This window comes from Hymenobacter sublimis, from assembly GCF_023101345.1.
GTDB lineage: Bacteria > Bacteroidota > Bacteroidia > Cytophagales > Hymenobacteraceae > Hymenobacter > Hymenobacter sublimis.
On the sequence record NZ_CP095848.1, the window covers coordinates 4111681 to 4137910 of the forward strand.

A 26230-nucleotide genomic window follows, 5' to 3' on the forward strand; every position below is an offset into this window, starting at 1 on the left:
TGGGAAGCGGCTTTTTGCTTATTGGTGAGGTAGCAGTAGTAGGCTCAACCTAACTTCTGATGGGAATTATTGGTATAGGCAGACGGAAAACCCAGTTAACTATGCCGACCCCTCGTCCTGCCCGCCACCGCCCCCTTGCCCAACCGCTTACTGACGTCGACGTTGCTATTGTGGGGGCGGGCAGCGCGGGTCTCAGCGCCGCTTTGGTGCTGGGCCGCTGCCTGCGTAAGGTAGTCGTGCTGGATGGGGGTGCCCCGCGCAATGCTCCTTCGCCCGCCGTCCAGGGCTTCTTCACCCGCGACGGTACCCTGCCCGCTGACCTGCTTGGGCTGGGACGAGAGCAGTTGACCCCTTACAACTCAGTAGAAATCAGGGAGGCACGCGTGGTGGAAATAGTGGCCCTGGAACACGTGTTTGAGTTGACCCTGGAAGGCCCAACCGGGCGCAAGTCTACCCTGACGGCGCGCAAGGTGCTGCTGGCTACCGGCGTGGAGGACGAACTGCCACCCATCGACGGTATGCGTGAGTTATGGGGCCGGGGCGTGCTACACTGCCCCTACTGCCACGGCTGGGAAGTGCGCGACCAGCCCCTAGCCGTGTACGGCCGGGCCAAAATGGTAACCGGCTTGGCGTTGCTGGTCAGCCGCTGGAGCAAGGACGTGGTGGCCTGCATCGACGGGCCGGGGTTCTTGACGGAAAACGCCCGCCGCCGCCTGCGCCAGCAGAAAATTCAGGTGCGCGAGGAGCCCGTCGTGCGGCTGGAAGGCACGCCTACGGGAGAGTTGCAGCACATTGTGTTTGCGTCGGGGGAGAAGCTGGCGCGGGCGGCCGTGTTCGTGCATGCTCACCAGCACCAACGCACCCCGCTGGCCGAAAAAATCGGCTGCCGGCTCACGAGTAAAGGCGCCATTTGGGTGGATAAAAAGCAGCAAACCACCGTGCGGGGCCTCTATGCAGCCGGCGACACTACCCCGGGCACGCAACAAGCTATTCTGGCTGCCGCGGAGGGTAGCGCCGCCGCCATCAGCATCAATGAAACCCTGACCCGGGAAGAATGTCCGAAGTAGCAGGGGTAGCCCACCGGGGCCGCTCTGCTCTTTTTTCATTCTTCCTGAACTAGCACTGCGGGCATCTGGCTTATAGCTAGGTGCCCTTCTGTTTGGGGGTAGCCGGGGCACTGGTTGGGTAAGTTTCTGGGGCGACTGGCTTTTGCTGAGCGGCTAACCAGTATCTTGTTACCGAACCTGCGTCCAACTGCCCGTATATAGTGTATTGTATGAAAGTCGTGTCTTCGCTGCTCTGTCTGCTCCTGCTTCTGGCGGGGGCACCGGTGGCCTGGGCCCAGCGGGTGGTATTCAGCGGGCGGGTCACGGAGGCGGCTACGGGCCAGCCCGTGCCGTTTGCCTCGGTGTTTGTGCGGGGCACCAGCCAGGGCGCTACCGCCGATGACAACGGCCGCTACCAGCTCACCTTAACCGGGCCAGTCGACACGCTGATAGCCTCCGCCATTGGCTTTGCGCCCCAGAAAAAAAAGGTGGCCGCCAGCCCCGACCACCAGACCATCAACTTCAGTTTGGGTAACGGTAGCGTGTCGTTGGGTGAGGTAGTGGTGCGGCCCCGGGAAAATCCGGCCTACGCTATTCTGCGCCGGGTGCAGCAGCATAAACCTCAGAACGACAAGCGTTTCCTTCGTTCTTTCGAATTCGAAAGCTACAATCGCACCGAAGTAGCGCTCAATAACCTGCCCAGCCAGCTCAGCCGCCGTAAGCTGCTGCGCCAGATGACCCAGGTAGCCGACAGCCTGGGCGTGGCTCGGGATGCTAACGGCAAGCCGGTGGTGCCCATCTTCGCCTCCGAGGTGTTGTCGCGCTTTTACCAGAACAACGAACCCCTGCGGAGGCGCGAGGAAATTCGCCAGACCCAAATGCGGGGCGCGGCCCCGCGCGAGGGCTCGGTGGTATCGCAGATTATGGGCTCCTCGTTTCAGGACTGGGATTTTTACCGCAACTGGCAGCAGCTCCTAGGCAAGGACTTTATTTCGCCTATTGCCGATGGCTGGAAGTTCACCTACGAGTATGAGCTGCAGGACTCGGTGATGGTGGGCCAGGACTTCTGCTACAAGATTGGGGTAGTGCCCCGCCGCCCCCAAGACCTGGCGTTTACCGGTACCATCTGGATCAGCTCCTCCACCTACGCCCTGCGCCAACTGGACCTGGCCGTTAGCCCCGAAGCCAACCTAAACTTTGTGGAGCAGGTGCGGGTGTACCAGGAAATGACGCCTACCCCCGCCGGGGGTCCGGAGCTGCCCCGCCGCACCCGCGTAGTTATCGGCATTAAGCCGACCAAGGGCAGCACTGGGGTAGTGGCCCGCTTTGTCACGGTCAACTCCGGCTTTGTGGTGAATCAGCCCAAGCCCTTACCCTTCTACGACCGGCCCCTGGAAACCCTGGCTTCGGCCTTCGATGTGCCCAAAAACTTTTTCGAGCAGAACCGGCCCGACTCGCTGAGCCGGGAGGAAGCTGCCACCCTGCAGGTGCTGGACTCCGTGCGCCAGCTGCCGGCGGTTCGTTCCCTGCTGGAAGTGGCGGATGTGGCCGTGAATGGGTACTACCGGGCAGGCAAGGTAGACTTAGGGCCAATTCTGACGGCGTACAGCTTTAACAGCATTGAAGGGCACCGCTTCCGGGTAGGATTCCGGACGACGCCGGAGCTGAGCCGCGACTGGCTGCTGCGCACCTACCTGGCCTACGGCACCCGCGACGGGCGCTTCAAGTATGGCCTGCGGGTGCAGCGGGTACTGGACCGCCGCCACTGGACGGTAGCCAACTTTGAGCATCGCCAGGACCTGGACCAGGTAGCCCTGCTCGACAACGACTACGCCCTGGAAAATCCGCTGTTTGAGGCTTCGGCCCGCCTGGGCGACATCAGCAGCAGCCGGCCGCTGCGCCGCGACCTGACCACGGTAGCCCTGCAATCAGACCTGTTCCGGGGCTTTACCCAGCGCGTGCTGCTGCGCCACCAGCAGTTCCGGCCCCTGTATCCGTTTGCCTACTACACCCAGGAGCCCCGGCCCGGCGCCCCCACCAACGACCACTTCGACCTGTCGGAGATTGTGCTGGAGTCGCGCTACGCCCGCGACGAGGTGCTGGTGGAAAACAACCAGAACCGCCGCACGGCCATCGGGCTCAAACGGTGGCCGGTGTTTACGGTGCGCTATACCCTGGGTGTTGACAAAGTGCTGGGCTCCGACTTTCGCTACCACAAGCTCAACCTGCTCGTCGACCAGAGCATCCGGCTGGGCCAGCTGGGCCGCACTGATTACCGCCTCGATGCGGGCTACATCCCTAGCACGGTGCCGTATCCGGTGCTCAAAACCCACTTGGGCAACCAGTCGCCGTTCTATAACGCGGGGGCTTTTAACCTGATGCGCTACTTCGAGTTCGTGAGCGACCAGTACGTATCCTTCCGGGCCGAGAACCATTTCGAAGGATTTCTGCTCAACTCCATTCCGGCCGTAAAGCAGCTGAACTGGCGGTTGGTAGCCACCGGCAACGTACTATGGGGTAGCGTCCGGGAGGCTAACCGGCGCATCATCCCCCAGGAAGACCCCGTGAACGGCGGCCCCCTGCCCTCCTTCCGGCCCCTGGGTCGCCTGCCCTACGCGGAGGTGGGCTACGGGGTCGAGAATATCTTCAAGGTTGCTCGGGTTGATTTTCTGCATCGCCTCACCTACCGCAACTCGCCTGGGGCCCGCACCTTCGGGGTGAAAGTGAGTTTTCAGTTTAAGCTCTAGGCCAGCGAAGGTTTGCGTTTTGGTGGGTACAGCCGAGGCGCCCTACGGAACAGCGAAAGTTGACTATCTCTCGTACCACTACCCTACGTCGCGCCGCCACGTTGCCGGCAGCCGACGCCTATGTTTCTCCGAACTTCTACTTAAGCTGTTCTTCGTCATGCTCTTAGCCTCCGCCATTGCCGCTTCTTTCCGTCAAAATTTTCAGCACGAGCCGCTGCTGGTGCGCGCGCCTGGTCGGGTAAACCTGATTGGGGAGCACACCGACTACAACGCGGGCTACGTGCTGCCGGCGGCCGTTGACAAGGAAATTTGCTTTGCCGTGGGGCTCAACCAGACTGATACCATCCGGCTGGTAGCCCACGATTTGCAGAAGACGTTTTCGGTGGCGGCGGCCAACGTGCAGCGCAGCAATACGCCCTGGGCCAACTACCTGCTAGGCGTAGTGGCACAATTTCAGAAGCGGGGCGTTGATGTGCCCGGCTTTGACTGCGTATTTGGGGGCACTATTCCGATGGGGGCGGGCATGTCCTCGTCGGCGGCGGTGGAGTGCGGGCTGGCCTTTGCCCTGAACACGCTGCTGCACACCCACCTGGACCGGATGACGCTGGCGCACATGGCCCAGAAAGCCGAGCACGAATTTGCCCTGGTGCAGTGTGGGCTGATGGACCAGTTTGCTAGCTTGTTCGGCCAAGACGGGCAGGTAGTGCGCCTGGACTGCCGCTCCCTGGACTACGAATACTTCCCCTTCGACACCCGCGCGGCCCAGGTTGTGCTCTGCAACTCCGGCGTGAAGCACTCGTTGGCCAGCTCCGAGTACAACACCCGCCGCCAGGAGTGCGAGCAGGGCGTGGCCGTACTGCGGGAGCACTACCCCCAGCTGCAGAGCCTGCGCGATGCCACGCTAGCGCACGTGCAAACCCACCGGGCTGCGTTGGGCGACGTGGTGTACCGGCGCTGCCGCTACGTAGTAGATGAAAACCTACGGGTAGAAGCAGCCTGCCAGCACTTACTGGCCGGCGACCTGCGCGCCTTCGGCCAGCAAATGTACGCCTCTCACGCCGGGCTGCGCGACGATTACCAGGTAAGCTGCCGCGAGCTGGACGTGCTGGTGGCCGCGGCCCAGCAGGCGCCGGGCGTGTTCGGGGCCCGCATGATGGGCGGTGGCTTCGGCGGCTGCACCATCAACCTGGTAGCCCCGGACCAGGTAGAGCAGTTCATTGCCCACCAAACCGCCGCTTATCAACAGCAGTTGGGCCTACCCCTGGAAACGTACACGGCCACCATCGTGGCGGGAGTTAGCGCCCTTGAACCAGTAGTAGAATCGTAGGCTCCGATAGCTCATACAGCAGACTTGCCGACAAAAATCAAGCTGCTTGCTACCCGCTTCTCATCGAAGCTGTTTCTGTACGCTAATAACCTGAACAATAGCTCCCAAACTTAAAAAAGTCAGAACCGTTTCTTTTTTTGGAGCGGTTTTTCATCGCCTAATCCCCGGGTCTGCTCCTGCTTTTTTGAGTTCATCAAAGAGCTTTTTGGATGATGGCAAGGTTCTGCGGCCCGGCGCCGTATTTCAGCCCCGTCACAGAACAATCCGCGGGTGGTAGGCGTTGGATAGACAACCCCACACTGGTAGCGGAACTCGCTCGGAGCCCGTACCTTTGAGGGCACATGAGCTGGTTGTTGCAGCTCTTATCATTAAATAGCCCAGGCAGTTACCCCGTAATTGACGCTGCCTAGGGGCCGTTTTTTCGTAGACTGACTTATCTATGCCTAAGTACGAAGTTGCCAACCTAACGCTGGCGGAAGCCACGCGTCACGCGCCCTTCATTGATTACGCCCGCTGCATTGATGCCGGCCAACGCCCCTACAACCACGTTGGCGACTGGCCCGAAGAAGGCCGCCTCTACCCCGTGCGCGTAGTTGACTCGCGTACGGAAGGCATACCGCTGGTGCACGTGCTCGGCTTTGAGGGCGAAGCTCCTTATTACAACGCCTACGGCCCGCACCGCTTTGAAATGCTGCTAACCGTGTGGCTGAACTAACCTTTGTTGTTCAAAACGTAAAACGGCTCCTGCTACCTCAGCAGGAGCCGTTTTACGTTTATGAAGTGCTTGTAAATAGCTAGGGTAGGCTGTATAGACGAACGAGTACATTGAAAGGCCGTCATGCAGAGCGCAGCAAAGCATCTCGCTCGAATCGTTGGGGTAGCCTAGCAACCTGAGCACGCCAGATACTTCGCTGCGCTCTGCATGACGGCCTTCTTGGAATCAAAAGCTGTTACTGTTCTTTCACTGCCCATCTACCCTAGCGCAGGGCGTAGAGAATGGGTTTGCTGGGGCTGGCATCTAGCTCCAAGCTCGTGACTTGCAGATTCAACAGATACAGTCCGTCTTCCAGCTCGTCGGGCACAAAAATCAGTTCTGTGATGGTGGCTGCCTGGCGCGTGGCGTGGGGGTACTGCCAAAAGGCGTGGTGGGCCAGAAGTTGTCCGCCGTCTTCTTCCCGGTCCACGCTGGGCAAATCTAGGAGCAGGTGCTCGATGTGGTGTCCGGCCAGGTAGTGAGCCAGGGCGGGCTCCAGGTAAGTGGGGTTGGTGCCAGAGTAGTGGCGGGTACGCTTGCTTTTGTGGTTGGGCAGGGTGCGCAGAATCAGGGCTTCGGGACGTACAGCGGCATCGGGCCCGCCCTCCAGCTCCCGGCGCACATCTTCCAGCAGCACTACCTCGTCGCCGTTGGCCTGGGGGCGGGGCTGCACCGATACTAGCCGGGCTACGAACAGAAAGCGGCGCAGGCAACGGTTCAGCGTGGCGCGGGGGTCAGGGGAAATATGGCCGTAGCACTCCGTGTGCGTGCCGTTGCCGTGGGGCGTGAGGTGCACCCGCTTGTAGTTGGTGCTGCCTCCTTCGGCCACGCTGCCCACGAAATTCCCAACCCGAATTACATCAAACGCTACCGGCTCGGCCCAGAAGCAGTTTACCTGCTGCTCCCCCGGAGCCAGCGGCAGGGAAATATCCAGGGGCGCGGCCGGATCGAAGGCGAACGAGCGGCCCTGGTAAGAATAGGTGGCTAGCATGAAGGAACGTAATAAAGTGAACAGAAATGCAGGCAAGAGCCGGCCACCTCCCGCTGTCGTTCCGAGTGTAGCGAGGCATCTAGGGAATCATTCGACCTGCTTGGCTCAGGTTCCTTGCTGCACTCGGCATGACAGCGGGAGGCTGCTTTCAGCTACCGTCAGCGGGCCAAGTGAAATGGGCGAAACTCAGCCGACGGGCACACTTGCTCCCCTGTTTTCCTCCAGCAACCGGTTCAGGATGCGGCTGATTTCTTCGGCGTGACTAAGCACCATGAAGTGTCCGCCGCCGCGAATCAGGTACTCCACGGGGGTAGGGCCGGGCGGAAACACCCGGTCGTGAGTGCCCAGGATTTGGACGCTGCGCCCAACGTGGGTACTGTCCCAGTGCAGGAGGCGGTGAATGGCCCAGCGGGTGTACACGGGCTCCATGTCGCGCAGAATTTGCTTGAACAGGCGGTACTCTTCTCCATTTCTCACGCCAAAATACCACTGTCCGGCCCGTGGAAACAGCTTCAGCCACTGCGGCGGAAACAGCCGGTACACCCGCGTTGCCCGAATTAGGCGCAGCAGCGGGGGCAGGCAGCTAGCATCGGGAATGCTGCTGATCAGCACGGTACGCAACCGGGGCCGCAATCGGTTGATTTCTAGACCTACTACCCCACCAAAGGAAACTCCCACCAACAGCCCCTCCGCTTCCAGCGGAATACGGGCCGCCATGCGGGCCGCGTAGTGGGGTAGGGTTTCGTCGGGTTCCGGCGTGGGCCAGAGCAGCACCTGCGCCGGCCCGTGCAAGAGCGGTAGCAGATTCCGGAACACCCGCTCATCGGCCCCCAGCCCGGGCAAAAGGTAGAACATATGGGGAGTGGTGGGATGGTGAGATGGTGAGATGGTGAGTTTGCCGTTCAGAAGGCGCGTGTATGGGCAGATAAAACGGTAAACTCACCATCTCACCAGTTCACTATTTCACCTTTACGGCTCCACGCGCAGGAACACGCCTTCCAGGTAAAAGATGTTGTGGGGCTGACCGGCTTCGTATTCGGCGGCTTCCTCACTCTCGGCGTCCATGCTGATGTCGAAGGTTTCTTCCTCTTCGCCTTCCTCGCCCTCCTCGTAGGGCTCATCGGCGGGGTAGGTGCAGGAGAGCTTCAGGGCCACGTTGGGCAGGGGCACGGGCGGGTCGGCGTCGGTGGTGTATTCCAGCAGGCAGGGCCACTCGTGCACGGTAGCCAGGGCATCGGCTACGTCTTCCTGCAAGGCCTCGGCCCGGGCGCCAGCTAGGCGCAGCAACAGGTCGAGCTGCTGGAAAGGCAGGCCCAAATGGAAAAAGTGGGATTCCTGGTCGAAGTAAGTGGTAGCCCAGATAGTAACGTCGTCGGAGTTATCGAACACAATGGCTGTTATCTGCACCTGTTCGATAAAAAAATCCGTGTCGTCGGCCAGGGCATCAATCAGTCTTCTCATAATCACGAAGTTAAGCAAAGGCAGCCGCCGGCCCGGCAGCAAACAGCACCGCGGCTGCAGCGGACGGCGGCAAACCAGTCACTGTAAAAAGAGTGGGCAGGCCGGGAAATTAGCAGATTTCCGGCCGGAGTGTATCACTGGCGCGGCTACTTCCTCACTTTCCTCATGCGACCCGGGGCAGCCCTACCCCTGAAATAGCTCCAGGGTAATGTGGTCGGCTAGGAGCTTACCAGCATCGGTCAGGCGCAGTACGGTGCCGGTTAGGGTGGCGAGGCCAGTGACCTGCAACTCCTGCAAGTAGCCGGCGCGTTGGGTTAGCACATCCACGCCAAGGTCGTCGCGCAGGTGGCCTAGGTCGCAGCCCCGGGCTGTGCGCAGGCTGGTCATCAGGTACTCGTTGGCGCGGTCCTGGGGGCTGAGCGTTTCTACGGTGGCGGGCACCTCCCCTCGTTCCAGCACCGCCGCCACGTACTGCGGATTATTAGCTACCGTGTACTGCCGGCTGTAGCCGTTGAAGGAGTGGGCGCTCGGGCCCAGCCCCAGGTAGGGCACCCCGCGCCAGTAGGCCGAGTTGTGGCGCGACTCGCGGCCGGGCCGGCAGAAGTTGCTGATTTCGTACTGTTGGTAGCCATAGCGCGCCATTTCCAGAAGCAGCATTTCAAATTGCCGGGCCACGAACTCATCAGGGGGGGCCGCGAACTTGCCCTTCTTCAACTGCCGCCCGAACACCGTATCGGGCTCAATGGTAAGGGCGTAGCAAGACAGATGGGGCACGTTCAGGGCAAAGGCCGCCGCCATATCCGCTTCCCACAGCGCATGGGTAGGCGCGGGCACCCCGTAAATCAAATCCACGGAAATGTTTTCGAAGCCCGCATCCTGGGCCCGCAGCACGCCCGCCCTCGACTCCTGGGCCGAATGAGCCCGGTTCATGAGGCGCAGGTGGGGCTCGTGGAAGCTTTGCAGGCCAATGCTCAGGCGGTTCACGGGGGAGGCCGCCAACTCCCGCACCTTGGCCAGGGTCAGGTCGTCGGGGTTGGCCTCCAGGGTAATTTCCGCATCGGAAGCCACCCGGAAATGCTGGTGAATAGCCCCGAAAATCGTGTCTAGCTCAGCCGCCGTCAGCAGAGAAGGAGTACCGCCACCAAAGTAAATAGTTGTGAGTTCGGCCGCCGGCCCGAGGTAGTCCTGCCGCAACGCCAGCTCCCGCGTCAGGGCTTCCACCAAGCGGCTTTTCAGGGCCATGGACGTACTGAAATGGAAGTCGCAGTAGTGGCAGGCTTGCTTGCAGAACGGTATATGAAGGTACAGACCAGACATGAATGAGAAACGAAACCCACCAGCGGCGGCTACCTCCCTACCCTTAACGGTAGTGCCGGGCAGGCCGAGGAAGAGGGCGGTGAGGTGAAAACAGGATGCCAGCCGGCGCGCGTTCCATTCCGGCGCGGCAGCCTTTGCCGTATGCTACCTAGGCTGCTACCCCAATAGGCTGACTCAATAGTGGCGCAAAGCAGAAAGCCGCTGAAAACCCGTGGGAAATGGGAGCCTTCGGAACTAACCCCGGGGCTACCGTACTTTCGGGAAATTAAACGCGGCGTTTCGCGTTTCTGACTGCAAATGTACGCCCGCGTCTTGGTTTTCTGGCTGCTACTGCTGGCTCTCGGGTCGGGTGCGGCTGCGTGGGCTCAGCAGACGGCCCCGCTCAATCCGGCCGCGCCCCCTCTGCAAGCCGCGCCGCCGGCCCTGCTCCCCGATTCTGGCCGGCGCGCTACCCCGGCCCCGCTCCGCCCGGCCCGGCCCGTGGTGCTGCAACTGGCAGTAGAAGCCGCCGACCGCCCCGTGGTGCGCCCCTACCGCTACCGCTCCGCCCTTCCCGATTCGCTGGCCGCCCTGCGCGAGGTGCGCACCCTGGTGCTAGCCCTGCAGGCCAACTCCTACCTGACGGCCTCGGCCGATGAACTGCGCTGGCACCACGATACGCTGCGCGTGCAGCTGTACGTGGGCGAGAAATTCCGCTGGGCCCGCCTGCGCAACGGCAACCTCGGCGACGGACTCCTGACCCGAGCCGGCTACCGCGAGAAGCTATTTTACGAGCAACCGCTACGGCCTCAGGAGTGGGCCAAACTTCAGGAAAACGTACTGCACGAGGCGGAAAACCAGGGCTACCCCTTTGCCACCATCGGCCTCGACTCGGTGGCCCTGCGGGGCGCTGATGTGGAAGGCCGGGTAGTGCTGCGGCGCGGCCCTGCCATCGTGTTCGACTCCCTGCAGATTGTGGGCAAAAACAAAACCCGCGCCCGCTTCCTAACCAAATACCTGCAGATTGAGCCCAACCAGCCTTTCAGCCAGCAGCGCATCCAGGAGGCCGCCCGCCGCCTACGCCAGCTGTCCTATCTGCGCCTGAAAGCCGAGCCCGAGGTGCGGTTTGCCCGCGGGCGGGCGCGGGTCTTTTTCCTGCTCGAAGACCGGACTGCCAACCAATTTGACGCCATTGTGGGAGTATTGCCGAACCCCAACCCCGGCATTGGTCAGAAGCGCATCCAGGTTACCGGCGACGTAACCATTAACCTGCGCAACATTGGCGGGGGCGGTAAGGGGGTAGGCGTGCAGTGGCGCAAGCTCGATGCCAGCTCCCAGCTGCTGGATGCGCAGTACGTGCATCCTGCTTTCTTCGGCACGCCTCTGGAGCTAAACGGCTCGTTTAACTTACTTAAGCAGAACGACTTGTTCCTGACGGCCCGGCCGCGCCTACAGCTGGTATACCCCATGGCCCAGGCCGGCCGCCTCGCCTTTTTCGTGGAGTGGCGTAGCTCCCGCCTGATTGACACTACCCTCAAACGGGCCACGGTATTACCCGAAAACATCGATTCCCGCTTCACCTCTTACGGCCTCGACTACTCCTGGAATACCCTCGACGACCCTTATTTCCCGCGGCGCGGGTTGCTAGCCAGCGGACAGGCCTCCATCGGTACCAAGCGCATCAGCAAAAATCCTGATGTTAATGAGGCCCTGTATGCGGGGTTGGCCCTGCGCTCCACTCAGGTAAGCCTCGGCCTGCGGGTTGAGCGATACTTCCGGGTGGGGCAGGGCGGCGTGCTGCTGACCCGCCTGCGGGGTGAGGCCCTCGTCAACCAGCGCCTGTTCCTCAACGACTTATTCAGGCTGGGCGGGCTGGCAACCTTGCGGGGCTTCAACGAGCTGAACTATTACGCCAGTCAGTACGCGGTGGGTACCGCCGAGTTCCGCCAATTCACCGGCCCCGATGCCTACGTGTTTCTGTTCGTGGACCAAGCCTACCTGCGCCGCGACTTACCCGCTACCCGCCTACCCCACGATACGCCCACGGGCCTTGGGGCCGGCCTGAGCTTCCGCACAGGGGCCGGCCAGTTTCAGTTCGTATACGCCCTCGGCCGCGACCGGCAGCAGCGCTTCGCCCTAAACTCTGGCAAGATCCATTTCGGCATTACCAGTCGTTTCTAAGCTGCTAACTATAACAATTCAAGCTCTTTATCAATTAGAGCAGAATAAATTGGGGGGTCTTTAGCAAGTAACGTGTGGAGCCCGATCTAAATTTATATGAAATAAAAAGGCCCTTCACTACGTGCAGCGAAGGGCCTTTTTATTTCTAAAGCTACCTGCCTATTGCAGAGCTTTCTTTAGTTCCGCGGCGGCCATATCCTGGGCCTGGCCCGCTTGGGGCACTACGGCAGCCATTCCAAAGAACTCGTGGGTCACGCCATCGTAGTTCTGGTATTTAGTGGGTACGCCCGCCGCCTTCATCTTATCAGCCAGCATGCTACCATCGCTCATCAGCGGGTCGATTTCGGCTGTAATAATGGTGGTAGGTGGCAGACCCTTCAAATTAGCATTCACCAGCGAAATCATGGGGCTCTTGCCGTCGGCGGCTCCGCGCAGGTAGTTCTCAAAGAACCACGCCATCATGGGCTTGTTCAGCGGCTTAGCCTGGGCATATTTCTGGTAAGAAGGCGTGTTTAGGTCGTAGCCAGCAATGGGGTACACCAGCACTTCATGCTTGGGCAGCATTACTTTCTTGTCGCGAGCCATCATACTCACGGTCGCGGCCAGGTTGCCACCGGCGCTTTCGCCCACTACGGCCACCTTCTGTGGGTCGCCTTTGAAAGAGGCAGCATTTTTCAGCACCCACTGGTAGGCCGCAAAGGAATCGTTGTGGGCAGTGGGATACTTATGCTCCGGCCCTTGCCGATACGCTACTGATACGAAGATGGCGCCAGTTTTTTCCACGAGACCCCGCACGGAAGCATCGTAAGTATCGAGGTTGGCAATTACCCAGCCGCCGCCGTGGTAGTACACCACCACCGGCAATGTACCGCTGGCATTGCGGGGGGTATAAATGCGCACTTTCACTCCCGGCATCACCATCCGGCTCATCGTGTCGGCCGTAACGGGCGGCGTCGGCATATTGTTGTCGCGCATCAGCTTCATTACCGCATCAGCGGGGGTAGGCTGCTGCCGGGCTTCCTGGGCCGATAAGGTTTCGATAGGCTTTCCACCGAGGCTAGCCAACGTTTCAATAACAGCCTGCATTTCTGGCGCAATAGTGGGCCCCCACGCGGGTTTCGGCCCCGTAGGCTTCACTGGCTGCGGCCCGGCTGTAGCTGGGTTGGCGGTAGCCGGAGCGGTACTCATCGAGTCAGTGGCCGTGGCGGCGGCATTGGTTGACTCAGAGGTTTGGGAGGAATTGCAAGACGCGAGTGCAACGCTGGCGGCTACTACCGGAGCCACCCACCGCAGGGAGGGGAGTAATGACAAAAGAGCCATAGTATTAGGGTAAGAGAAAGTAGAACGAAACAGATACCCGTACGGTAGAGCTACTACGAAGTGTTGAATATGCCTAAATTCTGTACCTACACAGGAACTCGTCGCCTTACCAAATAAATTTTTCTCCCTGATTATCAACTATAAGAAGCGGCATTAGGGTTAATTCTACTTCCTGGGCTGGCATATCCGAAAAACCCTAGTACATTTGTATTACCAAACAGTGCGGGGTGGAGCAGTTGGTAGCTCGTTGGGCTCATAACCCAAAGGTCACTGGTTCGAGTCCAGTCCCCGCTACCTACAGCGTCCCGGTTGCCACCACGGCAGCCGGGACGCTTCTTTTTGTCCGTACCTGTAACCGGAGCGGCCATTTGCCTCTTGAACCTATACGGAGCTGCACTACAGGCATTGCCTGTTAACGCTACCGTAGTCACAGCCGCTGCATTCTTAGTTCAACTACTCCGCCGTCACGCAATTCTAGACGCCTGGAGTTTTCTGCCGGTTGGACTCATAGAACGTACTGTTCCGCTTGGCGCACCTACTTGAGCGTGAGAAGCTCGCACAGGTAGTGTTCTTACCCTGCTAGTGGGGGGGTAGTAATCTGCAACTTACTCAGGGTTGGTTTAGCCTATACTCCTTGGGGTGGCTCTTGATTGCAGCTAGCACAATGCAAAAAGGGACAGCCCTTGCGGACAGTCCCCTTCGCTCAAAATTCCGAGTTAATCCCGAAAGTTACGCGTTGTCGTGCGCTTCAGCCGAAGCTGGAGCCGATGTGTGTACCTCAGCGGCTTCAGCAACACCAGGCAGTACCGATACAAACGAACGGTCCTTGCGGCCCTTGCGGAACTGCACCGTACCGTCGATCATAGCGAACAGGGTGTGGTCTTTACCGATACCTACGTTCTGGCCGGGGTGGTGCTTGGTGCCGCGCTGACGCACGATGATGTTGCCGGCAATGATGCTTTGCCCGCCGAAGATTTTCACGCCCAGACGCTTTGCTTCTGATTCGCGGCCGTTGTTGGAGCTACCTACGCCTTTCTTGTGTGCCATGGTATTATTTAGCTTTTAGCTACTAGCTGGTGGCTGTTAGCTTTTTTGTGTAAAAGAGCAAGCCAGTCAAACCGAAAGCTAACAGCTAATTGCCATCAGCTCACAGCTCAAGTAAACTAGCCGATGCTGTTGATCATTACTTTGGTGAACTGCTGACGGTGACCGTTCAGCTTCTTGTAGCCCTTGCGGCGCTTCTTCTTAAATACCAACACTTTGTCGCCCTTCACGTGAGCCAGGATGGTGCCGCTTACGGTCACGTCCAGCTCAGGGGCGCCAATGGTGAGGGTTCCGTTATCATCGGTCAGCAGGGCTTTGCCCAGCTCCACAGTGTCGCCGACGTTGCCAGCCAAACGGTGGGCGTATACAAATTTATTGGCTTCGACCTTGGTCTGCTTCCCGGCTATGTTGACAATTGCGTACATCGGCGTCTTCGCGGTTTCTGAAAAATGGAAGGCAAAAGTAGAAGGATGGTTTTACAAATCCAAACCCTAACTCACTAAACCTCATTGCCCCCGCAGAATAGCAGCCTTACCTTCTCTTATGCAGGAACGCGCTGGCGGGTACGCGAATAGAATTTTGTGGATAACTATAATTGTCCACAAGCCAAATGTGGATAACTTCTTGGCAACGGTCCTTCCGTACGAACCTTATTCCATGAATTTCAGAGGCTTTGCAACAGACAGCAGCTTAGTGGCATACGCAAAAATTAACATACAAAAAATGCCTAAACGCCACCTTCCTTCCCGGAAGTGAGGTTTATCTTTGGCATCCTGACTCGCTAGCCGCCTACCCGTACTACCCGAAACAAACCGGCGCGGCAGGAGTTAGCACCTCACTTGCCCAGACGGCTCGTCTGGCACCCATTTATCCATTCTACTTCCTGTTGCCATGGAACCTCTGCTCACCGAGAACCCCAACCGCTTCGTCCTCTTCCCCATTCAGCACGATGATGTATGGCAGATGTACAAGAAGGCCGAGGCCTCTTTCTGGACGGCCGAGGAAATTGATTTGGGCCAGGACCAGAAAGACTGGGAAAACCTAAACGACGGCGAGCGGCACTTCATTTCGCACGTACTGGCCTTCTTCGCCGCCTCCGATGGCATCGTAAACGAAAACCTGGCCGTGAACTTCATGCAGGAAGTGCAGATGGCCGAGGCCCGCTGCTTCTATGGCTTTCAGGTGATGATGGAAAACATTCACTCGGAAACCTACTCCCTGCTGATTGACACCTACATTAAAGACCCCAAGCAGAAAGACCACCTCTTCAACGCCCTGGAAACCGTGCCCTGCGTGAAGAAGAAGGGTGAGTGGGCCATTAAATGGATTAACTCCGAGAACTTCACCGAGCGCCTGATTGCCTTTGCCGCCGTGGAGGGCATCTTCTTCTCCGGCTCGTTCTGCTCCATCTTCTGGCTCAAGAAGCGGGGCCTGATGCCCGGCCTGACCTTCAGCAACGAGCTGATTTCCCGCGACGAAGGCCTGCACTGTGACTTTGCCTGCCTGCTTTACAAAGACCACCTGCAGAACAAGCTACCCGAGTCGCGGGTGCACGAAATCATCCGGGACGCCGTGCAGATTGAGCAGGAGTTCGTGACGGATGCCCTACCCGTGAACCTGATTGGGATGAACGCCCAGCTCATGAGCCAGTATATTGAGTTTGTGGCCGACCGCCTGCTTGACTCTCTGGGCTACAGCAAGATTTACGGCGCTACCAACCCCTTCGACTTCATGGAAATGATTTCGCTGCAGGGCAAAACCAACTTCTTCGAGAAGCGGGTAGGCGAGTACCAGAAGGCCGGCGTGCTGAGCGAGCGGACTTCCAATGCCTTCTCTCTCGACGAGGATTTTTAATCGGTAAGGCCAGGCAGTGGTAGGTTGATTACCGGCTGATCCAAATCAGCCTGGCATAAACCTCCCCCAAAGTACGTCATCCTGAGCGTGCGAAGGATCTAATCACGTAGGAACGATAATCGTAATAACGACTCGTGCTAACGTGATAAGATCCTTCGCACGCTCAGGATGACGTGCTTTGGGGGCCTTCCTCTAAGTCCTTAACCGGCTACCAGAAACTCCCACTTTGGGTTCTGAGTAGCTATTAGCGCTTCCTTCTTTGCCCGGCGCCAGCCTTTCAGTTCTTTCTCGCGGGCAATAGCCGCCGCGTTGCTGGGGTATTTTCCGAAATAGACAAGGTAGCAGCAATAGTAGCGGCCCACGAAGGTTTGCGGGGTACCACTGTTCTCATAATGCTGCGCCATGCGAGCAGACAAATTATTAGTCACGCCAATGTACAGAACGTTTCGGCCTGGTTAGTAGTGATGTAGACGTAGTAGAGCACAGAGAACAATTTGAATCGATAGCTTAAAATAAGCACGTCATCCTGACGCAGGAAGAATCTTATCATGCTTGAGCGACTAGCCCAGAGCAAGTATACTAGAACTGTTCTGGTGCAATCTGTTCAAGCGTGATAAGATCCTTCCTGCGTCAGGATGACGTGCTTGTATTGGGTAGTGCGTGATTGGAGGCTACCCCGTCCCTCACCGACAATACCACTTCTCCCCGAAATCCGCAACCTAATTTCTAACCATTTTAGCCAGCTTTATACCCCGGCGTAAACATAGAAAAACGGCCTGAGTAGCACCGTTTTAGGCTTATGTGGAAAACTTCTGAAAAGAAGGTTTGTCCTGAGATTACGAGACGGATATATTCGGAACCGTTGACCTGGCTTACTAGCCCGGCAACGCTCCGCTTTTCACCTCGACAGCTTCGGCCGGCCTGCACCGGTCTTTTCCCTACTCCAACACTCATCTACCTGCTACGCCTATGTTGGTAATCAAACGCGACGGCCGCCGCGAGTCCGTGAAATTCGATAAAGTAACGGCCCGCATCGAGAAGCTCTGCTACGGGCTCAACCAGAATTTCATCTCCCCGATTGAGGTGGCCAAGAAGGTTATCGACGGCATTTACGACGGCGTAACCACGATTGAGCTGGACAACCTGGCGGCCGAAACCGCCGCCTCGCTCACCACCAAGCACCCCGACTACGCCATTCTGGCCGCGCGCATTGCCGTGAGCAACCTGCACAAGGTCACCAGCAAGTCGTTTAGCAGCACCATGAAGCGGCTGCACACCTACGAGGACCCCAAGACGGGCGAAAACGCCTCCCTGATTGCCCAGGACGTGTGGGAAATCGTGCACGCCCACGCCGCTACCCTTGACTCGGCCATCATCTACGACCGGGACTATAACTACGATTACTTCGGCTTCAAGACCCTGGAGCGGAGCTATTTGCTGCGTTTGGATGGCCGGGTGGTGGAGCGGCCCCAGCACATGCTGATGCGCGTGGCCGTGGGCATTCACAAGGAGGACATTGCCGCTGCCATCGAGACCTACAACCTGATGTCGGAGCGGTGGTTTACGCATGCCACCCCTACCCTCTTCAACGCCGGCACGCCCAAGCCCCAGCTCAGCTCCTGCTTCCTGCTCACGATGAAGGATGACTCCATTGAGGGCATCTACGACACGCTGAAGAACTGCGCCCTGATTTCGCAGAGCGCCGGCGGTATTGGCCTGGCTGTGCACAACGTGCGTGCCACGGGTTCCTACATCAAGGGCACCAACGGCACCTCCAACGGCCTGACGCCCATGCTGAAGGTGTTCAACGACACGGCCCGCTACGTGGACCAGGGCGGCGGCAAGCGCAAAGGCGCTTTCGCTATTTACCTGGAGCCCTGGCACGCCGACATCTTCGACTTCCTGGACCTGAAAAAGAACCACGGCAAGGAGGAGATGCGCGCCCGCGACCTGTTCTACGCCCTCTGGACGCCCGACCTGTTCATGAAGCGCGTGGAAGCCAACGGCGACTGGACCCTGATGTGCCCCAACGAGTGCCCCGGCCTCGATGAGTGCTACGGCGAGGAGTTTGAGCGCCTCTACCAGAAGTATGAGCGTGAAGGCCGCGGCCGCAAAACCATCAAGGCCCAGGACCTGTGGTTTGCCATTCTGGAAAGCCAGACCGAGACCGGCACGCCCTACATGCTGTTCAAGGACGCCGCCAATAACAAGAGCAACCAGAAAAACCTCGGTACCATCAAGAGCTCCAACCTCTGCACCGAGATTATGGAGTACACCGACAAGGACGAGGTAGCGGTGTGCAACCTGGCCTCCCTGGCCCTACCCCGCTACGTGCGCCCCGACGAGGCCGGCAACCTCATCTTCGACCACCAGAAGCTCTATGAGGTAACCTACCACGCCACGATGAACCTGAACAAGGTCATCGACATCAACTACTACCCCGTAGCCGAAGCCGAACGCAGCAACCGCCGCCACCGCCCCATCGGACTGGGCGTGCAGGGCCTCGCCGATACGTTCATTGCCCTGCGCATGCCCTTCGAGAGCGACGAAGCCAGCGGCCTGAACAAGGACATCTTCGAAACCATCTACTTCGCGGCCATGACGGCCTCCAAGGACCTGGCCATCCGCGACGGGCACTACGAGACCTTCCCCGGCTCGCCCCTGAGCAAGGGCCAGTTCCAGTTCGATCTGTGGGGCATAACGCCGGAGTCGGGCCGCTGGGATTGGGAAACGCTGCGCGCCCAGGTAATGGAGCACGGCGTGCGCAACTCTCTGCTGGTAGCCCCCATGCCCACGGCCAGCACGGCCCAGATTCTGGGAAACAACGAGTCGTTTGAGCCCTACACCTCCAACATCTATGTGCGCCGCGTGCTGAGCGGGGAGTTCATGGTGGTGAACAAGCACCTGCTCAAGGACCTGGTGAAGCTAGGCTTGTGGAACGACCAGATGAAGAACGCCATCATTGCCGCCAACGGCTCAGTACAGGACATCCCGAACATTCCGCAGAACATCAAGGACCTGTACAAGACGGTGTGGGAGATTTCGCAGCGCCGCATCATTGATATGTCGGCCGACCGGGGCGCCTACATCTGCCAGAGCCAGAGCCTGAACCTGCACGTGCTGAACGTGAACTTCGGCAAGCTCACCAGCATGCACTTCCACAGCTGGAAGAAGGGCCTGAAAACCGGCATGTACTACCTGCGCACCAAAGCCGCCGTGGATGCCATCAAGTTCACGGTGCAGAAGCAAGCCGCCGAGACCCTGGAGCCGCTGAACGTATCGGCCCAGAACGCCTCCGACATGGCCTGCTCCCTGGATAACCCAGACGCTTGCGAGGCCTGCGGTTCGTAAGACAATAATTTTAGCATAGTGCTTTCAAATAAAAAGCCGGTTTCACATAAGAAACCGGCTTTTTATTTGAAAAAATGCAGTTTTCAGTACTAAATAGTTGAGCACAAAGGTTATATTTGTTTATATAACTCTTTAAAGTCTGTTGCACGAAGGAACACAATCGACATAAAACAAAAAGCGCCCTCATAGTGGGCGCTTTTATGGAGAAACGTAAAACTTGGCGGTTTCATGGGGCTCTTCACCCCATGCCACGTTTCTTAGAAGGATGCGAAAGTAATCATTACCGGATCATCTACACTATGGAGCATAGGTCCAACAGCTCTTTTTGTTGGTCACATCCCCAAAACAACAGTTATGGCTCGGAACACCGGTCAGAATTTCCGCATTGGTGCCGTCAAAGACCGCACTCAAGTTTACAACCCAAGCAATGACACTTGGACTAAGCGAGGCCCCAACGGTCAGTTTATGGACCAGAAGGCCGATAGTAAGCCTTTTAAAGGCGTCACAAAGGAGTCTTAGGGCTTACTGGAAGGAGCAGTTATCGAAAGATGACTGCTCCTTTTTGCTTACATCCAAATCATTGAAAACGTAATGAGAAAGAACTTAAATAAAATACCTGAGCAGGTTATGGCTACAATAGCGGCCATTCCTGGAAATGAGGTTATTGTTGCTACTGTTTTGAAGGTCACCCAGGCAGATTTGCTACGTGGCAGGTATAGAAACCTAAGTTTGGGTTTTGAGAATAATGCTCTGGTATTTGAGCCAAGCTTTGTTCCAAACCCAACAATTGGGCGCTATGCAAAGGCGAATACCGCAGGCAAGACCATAGTTAGGAAAGACCTGCCTAAAGTATACAAGACCATCTACATGGGTGAGAGGCCCATATTTGGCGATTGGTCAAAAGGTAGCTTTTCCCTTAATCAAACAAGACACATTTATCAGAAGCAATTCAAGCACCCTAGGCATCTAGCAGTTGCTATTGAGTTGCTGGATACTACTGATGAAGGCGGCGAGAAACTGTTCACTATAACTGTTTCAGTTGATGAGGTATTGGACAAGACAGCTCCCGACTTTGAAGAGAGTTTGCTTTTTAATCTAAATGTGTTGCAGGAGGCAACATATAGTGCAGATGTGTTTAGTGCCAGCGTATTTGCTGCAAATGCAACAGTAGCTGATTACCTCAAAACGCTGAATGTTGCTTGGGAAATTTTCCCTCCCGGTGAACGAGACAAGGACTTGGAGAGAATCTTGGGCAAATACAGCAAGGTGACTGAAGAACTCAAGAGACAAATTCAGGAGCGTTACGATTTGCTATTCAGTATTAAGCCGACTCCAGAAATCATACTAGGAGCAAGTGGCGTAAGGAAATACTTTGGGGCTCGTTTTGCACCTGATTTAGCAGTCTTTGAAAATCTTGACTATGGTAACGCACTCTATGTCATGTATGAAAACTGGACTGAGCTCAGCAAGCTGAGCAGAACCGAAGTACTAAGTAGACCTGAAAAGGACTATACACGCATTGAGCATAAGAGGGGATGGGAAAATCGCCTTAAACAAGTAGTCGCATCCAAACTGGGTACTGATGAAACACCACCAGATCCTATACCTGTAGCAGCATAGACCTGTTTCTTAAGCACCCATCTGGCGCTAGTTTAGCAAAGCGTAACTCGTGACCAACCTTGAGGTGGAGGTTATACCTACACTGCCGCAACGTGGCAAACCGAAACCACGCCGCTTGGATAAATCCGGGCGGCGTTTTTTGTTCCGGCAGGAGTCACAAAGCCAGCAGCTCAATCTGGCACAGTTTTCTGTATAGCATTTTTACACTTCTCTATTCCTTATGAAATACAACGCTACTCCCTCGCTATTACTGAGCCTGACGCTAGCCTTTACCGCTGGCTGTGATAAAGATGATCGGGAAGAAACGCCCGAGTCTATACCGGAGCCCACCGTTACTTATAGCCGCTCCATCGTGTTTCAGGACAACGGCCAACACCGGGATACCACCTTTCAGGCGCCACAACTGAAGGGCAATGTCACGCAGACTACCCAGAGTTTATCGGTAAGCGTGGAGCCCATCACCCGTACCGAGGGCATTGGCTTCGCGCTGGACCGCACGAAACTAGCCGCCGCTCTTACCGGCACATACACCCTTAAAACCCTCCGCGACCAAACGCTTCATGCGGATGTGCGCTACTATTACGACCAACCCGAAAGCCTGGGCGGCGGTACCATTCTGTACTTCAGCAGCATGCAGCACGTTACGGGTAGCTTCACCATCAGCAGCTACGATGCCAAGCGGCAACTCCTGAGCGGCACCTACACCGCCACCTTAACTGGGTCTGGCGACCCAACAGTGGCCTACAGCACCTTCCCGAAGCGAAAGTGCGACATTACTATTACGGGCACCTTCGCCAACGTGCCGTTGAAGCAGGCAGAATAGCCAGCCCGCTAGGCCACATACACTGGACTAGCGATAGAGTAGGTTAAACTTCATGGAAGTATGTTGTGCGTAAAACCGCACCCCATTAGTGCCCTAGCTGGGGCCGTTGGTGCAGGGAATTTCTCGTACATCTAAGAAGCTGGTGGAGCGCGGGCGCTTGGGGTGGTTGAGGCTGGTTTTACTACCTGCGCGTTGGTGCGTACTTTGCTGCTATGGCACCTCCCAGAAACGCTGATGCTCCGCTGGCTGGCCGGCTGGCGTTTTATAATGCCGTGCCGTCGGTGGTATGGTCGGGGCTGAGTTGGGGGCCGCTGACGGTGTTCTGCTACCAGCACATGGCGCGGCCGTGGCTGTACGGGCTACTGGGGGTGAGTGTGCTAGCGTATGTTGTGCCCCGCGCCTGGTTTCGGTACTGGCAGTTGAGCAAGTCGCCGGCCGTTTATCGGCGGTTAGGTGTGCCCTGGGTTAACCGTCTGGCCCAGCACGGCGCCGCAGTTAACGCGCTTATCCGGCGGCGCTATCCGCAGTACCGCCGGGTACGGGGCCGCCCGTCGGTGGCGGCACTAGTGGGCAGCAGCTACCACATGGAGCGGTTTCACGTGGCGGCGCTGCTGGTCTTTCTATGGGCCGGTGCGTATGCTGCCGCGCGGGGCTACTGGGGCTGGACCGGGTTGCTGACGGTGCTCAACATAGGCTATAACCTGTACCCCATCTGGCTGCAACAATACCTGCGGTTGCGCTTGGCCGCTTCGGCCGGCAAGCCATTGGGGTAGGTAGCCCGTTGCGAGGTGGCCGGGTGGGACTGATTGAGGGCGCTTGCCCGGTAATAGGGGCGGCGGGGCCGCCGAGAAGCGGCTGAGGCGTGAGGGTCGGGGCATTGAGTGGGGTAGGAATAGTCGTAACCCCATCATCCTGTACCGCCGCGGCGGGGGCGGCTGCGTACCACCGGGTAGTCCGGCGCGTGCCGGCTCTAGCTGCTACTCTCTATGCCTGATACGTCCATTTACCGCCCGCTGCCGAAGGTGCTGCTCTTCGACGTGAACGAAACCTTGCTCGATATGGGCAAGCTCAAGCGGGCCGTGCCGAAAGCCTTCGGCAATAAACACGCCTTCAAGCAGTGGTTTGGGCTGCTACTGCACTACTCGCTGGTAAATACCGTAACGGGCACCTACCACCCCTTCGGCCACATTGCGGAAGCGGCCCTGGACATGACGGCCGACATGCTGGAGGAAAAGCGCCTCTCGCCCACCACCAAAAAGGAGCTGGTGGGTCTGCTCACCCAGCTGCCCGCCCACCCCGACGTGCCCCGCGGCCTGCAAATGCTGCTCGATGCTGGTTTTCGGCTGGTGGCCTTCACCAACTCTCCCCAGCTAACCCTGGATGCGCAACTACGCTACGCCGGCATCATTCACTACTTCGAGCAAGGCCTGAGCGTGGAGGCGGTGGAGCTGTACAAACCTCACTTCCATACCTACCAAGCGGCCGTGCAAACCCTGGGCGTAGCTCCCACGGAGGCCCTGCTCATAGCCGCCCACGGCTGGGACGTAGCCGGGGCCCAGGACGCCGGACTGCGCAGTGGCTTTATCGCCCGCCCGGGCCAAACCCTCTACCCCCTAGCCACGCCGCCCACTTATCAAGGGAAAGATCTGCCCTCCCTGGCTCGCCAGATTATCGGCTAACCACAGCTTCCTGCTGATGAAGGCCTGATGACTCATTGCCTCCCCGCTTTACCACTTGTTCATCAATAAAAAAGGCCTCCACAACCCGTGGAAGCCTTTTTTACTTATAACACCTGCTGCTTAGTGGCGCCCCTTGCCTCGGCCGTGGCCGTGCCCGTGGCCGCCTCGGGGGGCGTAGTAGGCCGGCCCCGCGGGCACGAGCAGAACGGTGCCTTTCTTGTATTTGGGGGCCTTGTACTTCTTTACGGGCCGGGCCTCATGCACTACCACGTACTGGGGCGCGGGCCGGCCGATGTTGATAGAGACCTGGGCTTGGGCCGAGGTAGGGCTAAGGGCCAGAGCCGCTAGGGTGAGCAAGGCGGCAGCGAGAAAAGATTTCATCATGTGGGAGAGAGTAGAAAGAATACAACTCCTGAAACCAGCGCAACCAGTTTCAGCGCAGTAGCGCGGGCAAATATGAGGCCACGTACATAAGCTGCTTATTGCCCCGGCAGAACTATTCTTGCCGCCGAATGAGCAGGCTGCCGGTAGTGGCGCAACGGCTATGCTAGTTCGTAGCAGGGGTAGCGCCGCTGCCGGAAAATCTTCCCGTCCTTGAACTCGAAAATCAGGCATAGCTGCCCAAGCAGGCGCTGCCCGCGCAAGAGGGGGCCAATGTCGCTGGTGGTGGTAGCCTGCCAGAGGCCTTCTACCAGTACGCTACCGTCGGGGGTTACTTGGGTGCGTTGCACCTCAAACTGCGGGTCGCGGAGCAGCTCCCGGCCGGCGCGCAGGTTGTCGAGGATATCCGTGAAGGAGCGGCGTTGGATGCTGCGGTACAGCAGGTTAGGATATTCCGTTTGCTCTACTTCCGGATGCAGCACGGCGGCGTAAGCGGCGGGGTCGGTGTTGAACGCTTGAACCAGATCGAAATACGAATTGATGACGTCAAGTTGCTCGTTCATGAGAGGGGCAATAGGGAAAGCAGTGTAAGGGAAGCCTAATATAAAGGAAGCAAAGGATACTGTCGGCCTTGGCCCAACCCGCACGCGCCGCCCAGCGCCCTAGTGCGCTCCTACCCTATCGGCAGCCCCACCCACTGCCTATACTCCCGGAGTTGCACCCCAGAGTTAGGGGCGGCGCTTCGGCGAGCGGGCAGGCGTGGCGCGGCGGCGTGGGGCGGGCTGCACCTGGGCCGAGTCGAGGGGGCCTACGGTTACTTGTCCGCTTGGCACGGAGGGCAGCGGCAGCGGATGATTGGGCAGCACCTGGGTAGGGGCCGGAACGGGTTCGGCCTTGTCTTGCCCCACGCCGGCGGGCAGAGTCACACCGGGCACGGGGCTTACGCGCTCAGTAGGGTGGCGCCGGACAGACTGCACGGGTGGCCGGTTTTGGGCCTGGGCAGCCTCAGCGGCTAGGCTCAAGGTTAGCAGAGTAATCGACAGGAAGCGGAGCATATAGCAGCACGCGGCATTAAATGAAAAGGGTAGGGCAACGGGCGGCACCGCCCGGCTACGGTTCTGCTCCCGGCAGAAGCCTAGTGCAGAACCAGCTGGTAGCAGTACGGCGCGCTACCACCGCAAGTTCAAGCAAGCCTGGCTTCACCAAGCAGCACTTTACCAGCCTAACCTATCGGCTTCCACGGCTTCTAGACTTAATCTTTTTGCCACTGGCGTCCTCACCCGCGTCTCAGTATCATTACCTGGCTTTCAACAGCACCAGGCTGACTAACGCCACGCTACTCCCCGCACTTTCCTTGGGTAGGCAGGTAGAGCCAGCTGGGGAAAATCAGGATGCACCTTCGCTGTGTCGTATTTTAATACTTCTACGACTTATGACACAAGTAAGTAGCATTTAATTTATTCTCTACAATAATTGCTACAACACATACCATTTGGTGCTTCCAGCGGGGCAACGTGCAGGGGTTGGAACGGCCTCTCGCTTGCTGGCGCATTTAGCTAGGGGCGTGGGGCCAGGCTCGTCAGGCTAATATTTCAGCGGGGAGCTGGGCTGTTGCAAGAGCCAGGCTTGCGCGGCGGCGTCGGTTTCGAAAGAACGGTAGGTGATGGCGAGGCTCTGGCTTTGGGTGGTGATGTAAGCCGTAGCCAGACGCACCATTACTTCCGGCGAAACTACCACGGCGCCGTGGCGGTAGCCGCCCTCACTTACGGCCTGCGGCAGCCATTTCTGCGCTATCCATTCCTGCTCCTGATGCGTGAACGGGCGCATGGTAAGCTGGTTGATTAGGATCCGGCTCCAGCCCCGCCGCTGCAAGCCCAGCATCATGTGGGTGAACAAGCCGCGCACATCGGCCAAGCCGTAGGTACTGCCGCTCCAATTGGCCCGAATGAAACCAGCCGGATCCTCTAGCAGGCGGCCCGCTGCATTCTCAAAATATACCAAGGGCTGCTGCTCGGTGGGTTTCATTGGGCCTAAAGTACGCCTTTACGCCGGGTCTGCTAGCAGCCAAGCACGGTTTCTACATGAAGTGACATTCAGAACCAGAACCGCCCTGCTTGGGTAGCAAGGCCCATATTGCCCACTAGTACACCGACAGCGCCTACCTGCCCGGCAGCGGCGGCGAAGCTGCCAATCGGTCCTTTTCCAGGAAATGTAACACACGAAGCCGGCATGCTGGCGCTGCCAAGGGCCATGCGGTGGCCCGCTAGATGCCGCTTGCCTGGAGGAGGGCTTACCCAAACCGCTGGCTGTAGCAAAATGACGGTTTCAGGGCTGATAATCCGGCCACTGTACTAC

General features: G+C 58.2%; 23 protein-coding genes and 1 tRNA gene. 12 read left to right on the forward strand and 12 right to left on the reverse strand.

All coding sequences use genetic code 11. The features are described 5' to 3' along the window. Positions 1-101 precede the first annotated feature (101 nt). The 4 genes from MWH26_RS17215 to MWH26_RS17230 all read left to right on the forward strand — a co-directional run bounded on the left by MWH26_RS17215 (position 102) and on the right by MWH26_RS17230 (position 5835). A complete protein-coding gene (locus tag MWH26_RS17215; RefSeq protein WP_247975248.1) occupies positions 102-1067 on the forward strand; it encodes an NAD(P)/FAD-dependent oxidoreductase in 966 nt (321 codons plus the stop codon). Positions 1068-1276: 209 nt separating this feature from the next. Next, the gene (locus MWH26_RS17220) at positions 1277-3793 is read left to right on the forward strand and encodes a DUF5686 and carboxypeptidase-like regulatory domain-containing protein (protein WP_247975249.1); all 2517 of its coding nucleotides are present in this window, start codon (positions 1277-1279) and stop codon (positions 3791-3793) included. Positions 3794-3950: 157 nt separating this feature from the next. Further along, entirely contained in the window at positions 3951-5120 is a 1170-nt protein-coding gene (gene galK / locus MWH26_RS17225; RefSeq protein ID WP_247975250.1) for a galactokinase, read from the forward strand. A 439-nt stretch (positions 5121-5559) separates the two neighbouring features. Beyond that, a complete protein-coding gene (locus MWH26_RS17230; RefSeq protein ID WP_244698351.1) occupies positions 5560-5835 on the forward strand; it encodes a hypothetical protein in 276 nt (91 codons plus the stop codon). A 262-nt stretch (positions 5836-6097) separates the two neighbouring features. On the opposite strand, the gene MWH26_RS17235 is transcribed toward MWH26_RS17230, so the two are convergent. The 4 genes from MWH26_RS17235 to hemW all read right to left on the reverse strand — a co-directional run bounded on the left by MWH26_RS17235 (position 6098) and on the right by hemW (position 9643). Continuing rightward, on the reverse strand, positions 6098-6865 hold the full coding sequence (locus MWH26_RS17235; protein WP_247975251.1) for a cyclase family protein: 768 nt from the start codon (positions 6863-6865) through the stop codon (positions 6098-6100). A gap of 186 nt (positions 6866-7051) precedes the next feature. Next, complete coding sequence (locus tag MWH26_RS17240) at positions 7052-7720, reverse strand: alpha/beta fold hydrolase (protein WP_247975252.1); 669 nt, start codon at positions 7718-7720, stop codon at positions 7052-7054. A 114-nt stretch (positions 7721-7834) separates the two neighbouring features. Continuing rightward, on the reverse strand, positions 7835-8326 hold the full coding sequence (locus tag MWH26_RS17245; RefSeq protein WP_244698364.1) for a hypothetical protein: 492 nt from the start codon (positions 8324-8326) through the stop codon (positions 7835-7837). Between the two features lie 183 nt (positions 8327-8509). After that, a complete protein-coding gene (gene hemW / locus MWH26_RS17250) occupies positions 8510-9643 on the reverse strand; it encodes a radical SAM family heme chaperone HemW (protein WP_247975253.1) in 1134 nt (377 codons plus the stop codon). Between the two features lie 297 nt (positions 9644-9940). Here hemW and MWH26_RS17255 point away from each other — a divergent pair, with 297 nt between their 5' ends. Beyond that, positions 9941-11803 (forward strand): BamA/TamA family outer membrane protein, encoded by a 1863-nt coding sequence (locus MWH26_RS17255; RefSeq protein WP_247975254.1) that lies wholly within the window; start codon positions 9941-9943, stop codon positions 11801-11803. A gap of 159 nt (positions 11804-11962) precedes the next feature. Here MWH26_RS17255 and MWH26_RS17260 read toward each other — a convergent pair whose 3' ends face one another. Continuing rightward, positions 11963-13123: an alpha/beta hydrolase gene (locus MWH26_RS17260; RefSeq protein ID WP_247975255.1), complete on the reverse strand. Its 1161-nt coding sequence runs from the start codon at positions 13121-13123 to the stop codon at positions 11963-11965. 221 nt (positions 13124-13344) lie between these two features. On the opposite strand from MWH26_RS17260, the gene MWH26_RS17265 reads away from it, so the two are divergent. Then, positions 13345-13417: transfer RNA gene (locus MWH26_RS17265), tRNA-Met, on the forward strand. Positions 13418-13852: 435 nt separating this feature from the next. Here MWH26_RS17265 and rpmA read toward each other — a convergent pair. Further along, on the reverse strand, positions 13853-14170 hold the full coding sequence (gene rpmA, locus MWH26_RS17270) for a 50S ribosomal protein L27 (RefSeq protein ID WP_244698374.1): 318 nt from the start codon (positions 14168-14170) through the stop codon (positions 13853-13855). Between the two features lie 116 nt (positions 14171-14286). Further along, complete coding sequence (gene rplU / locus MWH26_RS17275; RefSeq protein ID WP_244698385.1) at positions 14287-14592, reverse strand: 50S ribosomal protein L21; 306 nt, start codon at positions 14590-14592, stop codon at positions 14287-14289. A 466-nt stretch (positions 14593-15058) separates the two neighbouring features. Here rplU and MWH26_RS17280 point away from each other — a divergent pair, with 466 nt between their 5' ends. Then, the gene (locus MWH26_RS17280) at positions 15059-16021 is read left to right on the forward strand and encodes a ribonucleoside-diphosphate reductase small subunit (RefSeq protein ID WP_244698387.1); all 963 of its coding nucleotides are present in this window, start codon (positions 15059-15061) and stop codon (positions 16019-16021) included. A 200-nt stretch (positions 16022-16221) separates the two neighbouring features. On the opposite strand, the gene MWH26_RS17285 is transcribed toward MWH26_RS17280, so the two are convergent. Beyond that, positions 16222-16425, reverse strand: a complete 204-nt coding sequence (locus MWH26_RS17285; RefSeq protein ID WP_311136870.1) for a GIY-YIG nuclease family protein — start codon at positions 16423-16425, stop codon at positions 16222-16224. A gap of 565 nt (positions 16426-16990) precedes the next feature. On the opposite strand from MWH26_RS17285, the gene MWH26_RS17290 reads away from it, so the two are divergent. The 5 genes from MWH26_RS17290 (at position 16991) to MWH26_RS17310 (ending at position 23494) form a co-directional block, all read left to right on the forward strand. Further along, positions 16991-19372 carry a ribonucleoside-diphosphate reductase subunit alpha gene (locus MWH26_RS17290; protein ID WP_247975256.1) on the forward strand — a complete coding sequence of 794 codons (2382 nt, stop codon included), beginning with the start codon at positions 16991-16993 and terminating at the stop codon, positions 19370-19372. Positions 19373-19963: 591 nt separating this feature from the next. Beyond that, a complete protein-coding gene (locus tag MWH26_RS17295) occupies positions 19964-20992 on the forward strand; it encodes a hypothetical protein (RefSeq protein ID WP_247975257.1) in 1029 nt (342 codons plus the stop codon). 220 nt (positions 20993-21212) lie between these two features. Then, complete coding sequence (locus tag MWH26_RS17300; protein ID WP_247975258.1) at positions 21213-21815, forward strand: hypothetical protein; 603 nt, start codon at positions 21213-21215, stop codon at positions 21813-21815. A 212-nt stretch (positions 21816-22027) separates the two neighbouring features. Further along, a complete protein-coding gene (locus MWH26_RS17305; protein ID WP_247975259.1) occupies positions 22028-22588 on the forward strand; it encodes a glycosyl-4,4'-diaponeurosporenoate acyltransferase CrtO family protein in 561 nt (186 codons plus the stop codon). 213 nt (positions 22589-22801) lie between these two features. Continuing rightward, the gene (locus MWH26_RS17310; protein WP_247975260.1) at positions 22802-23494 is read left to right on the forward strand and encodes a haloacid dehalogenase type II; all 693 of its coding nucleotides are present in this window, start codon (positions 22802-22804) and stop codon (positions 23492-23494) included. Positions 23495-23614: 120 nt separating this feature from the next. Here MWH26_RS17310 and MWH26_RS17315 read toward each other — a convergent pair whose 3' ends face one another. From MWH26_RS17315 to MWH26_RS17330, 4 genes are all read right to left on the reverse strand, one after another. Next, positions 23615-23878 (reverse strand): hypothetical protein, encoded by a 264-nt coding sequence (locus MWH26_RS17315; protein WP_247975261.1) that lies wholly within the window; start codon positions 23876-23878, stop codon positions 23615-23617. A gap of 158 nt (positions 23879-24036) precedes the next feature. Then, the gene (locus MWH26_RS17320; RefSeq protein WP_244698417.1) at positions 24037-24438 is read right to left on the reverse strand and encodes a nuclear transport factor 2 family protein; all 402 of its coding nucleotides are present in this window, start codon (positions 24436-24438) and stop codon (positions 24037-24039) included. A gap of 165 nt (positions 24439-24603) precedes the next feature. Then, entirely contained in the window at positions 24604-24930 is a 327-nt protein-coding gene (locus MWH26_RS17325) for a hypothetical protein (RefSeq protein WP_247975262.1), read from the reverse strand. A gap of 529 nt (positions 24931-25459) precedes the next feature. Next, complete coding sequence (locus MWH26_RS17330) at positions 25460-25900, reverse strand: hypothetical protein (protein WP_244698422.1); 441 nt, start codon at positions 25898-25900, stop codon at positions 25460-25462. Between the last annotated feature and the right edge of the window lie 330 nt (positions 25901-26230).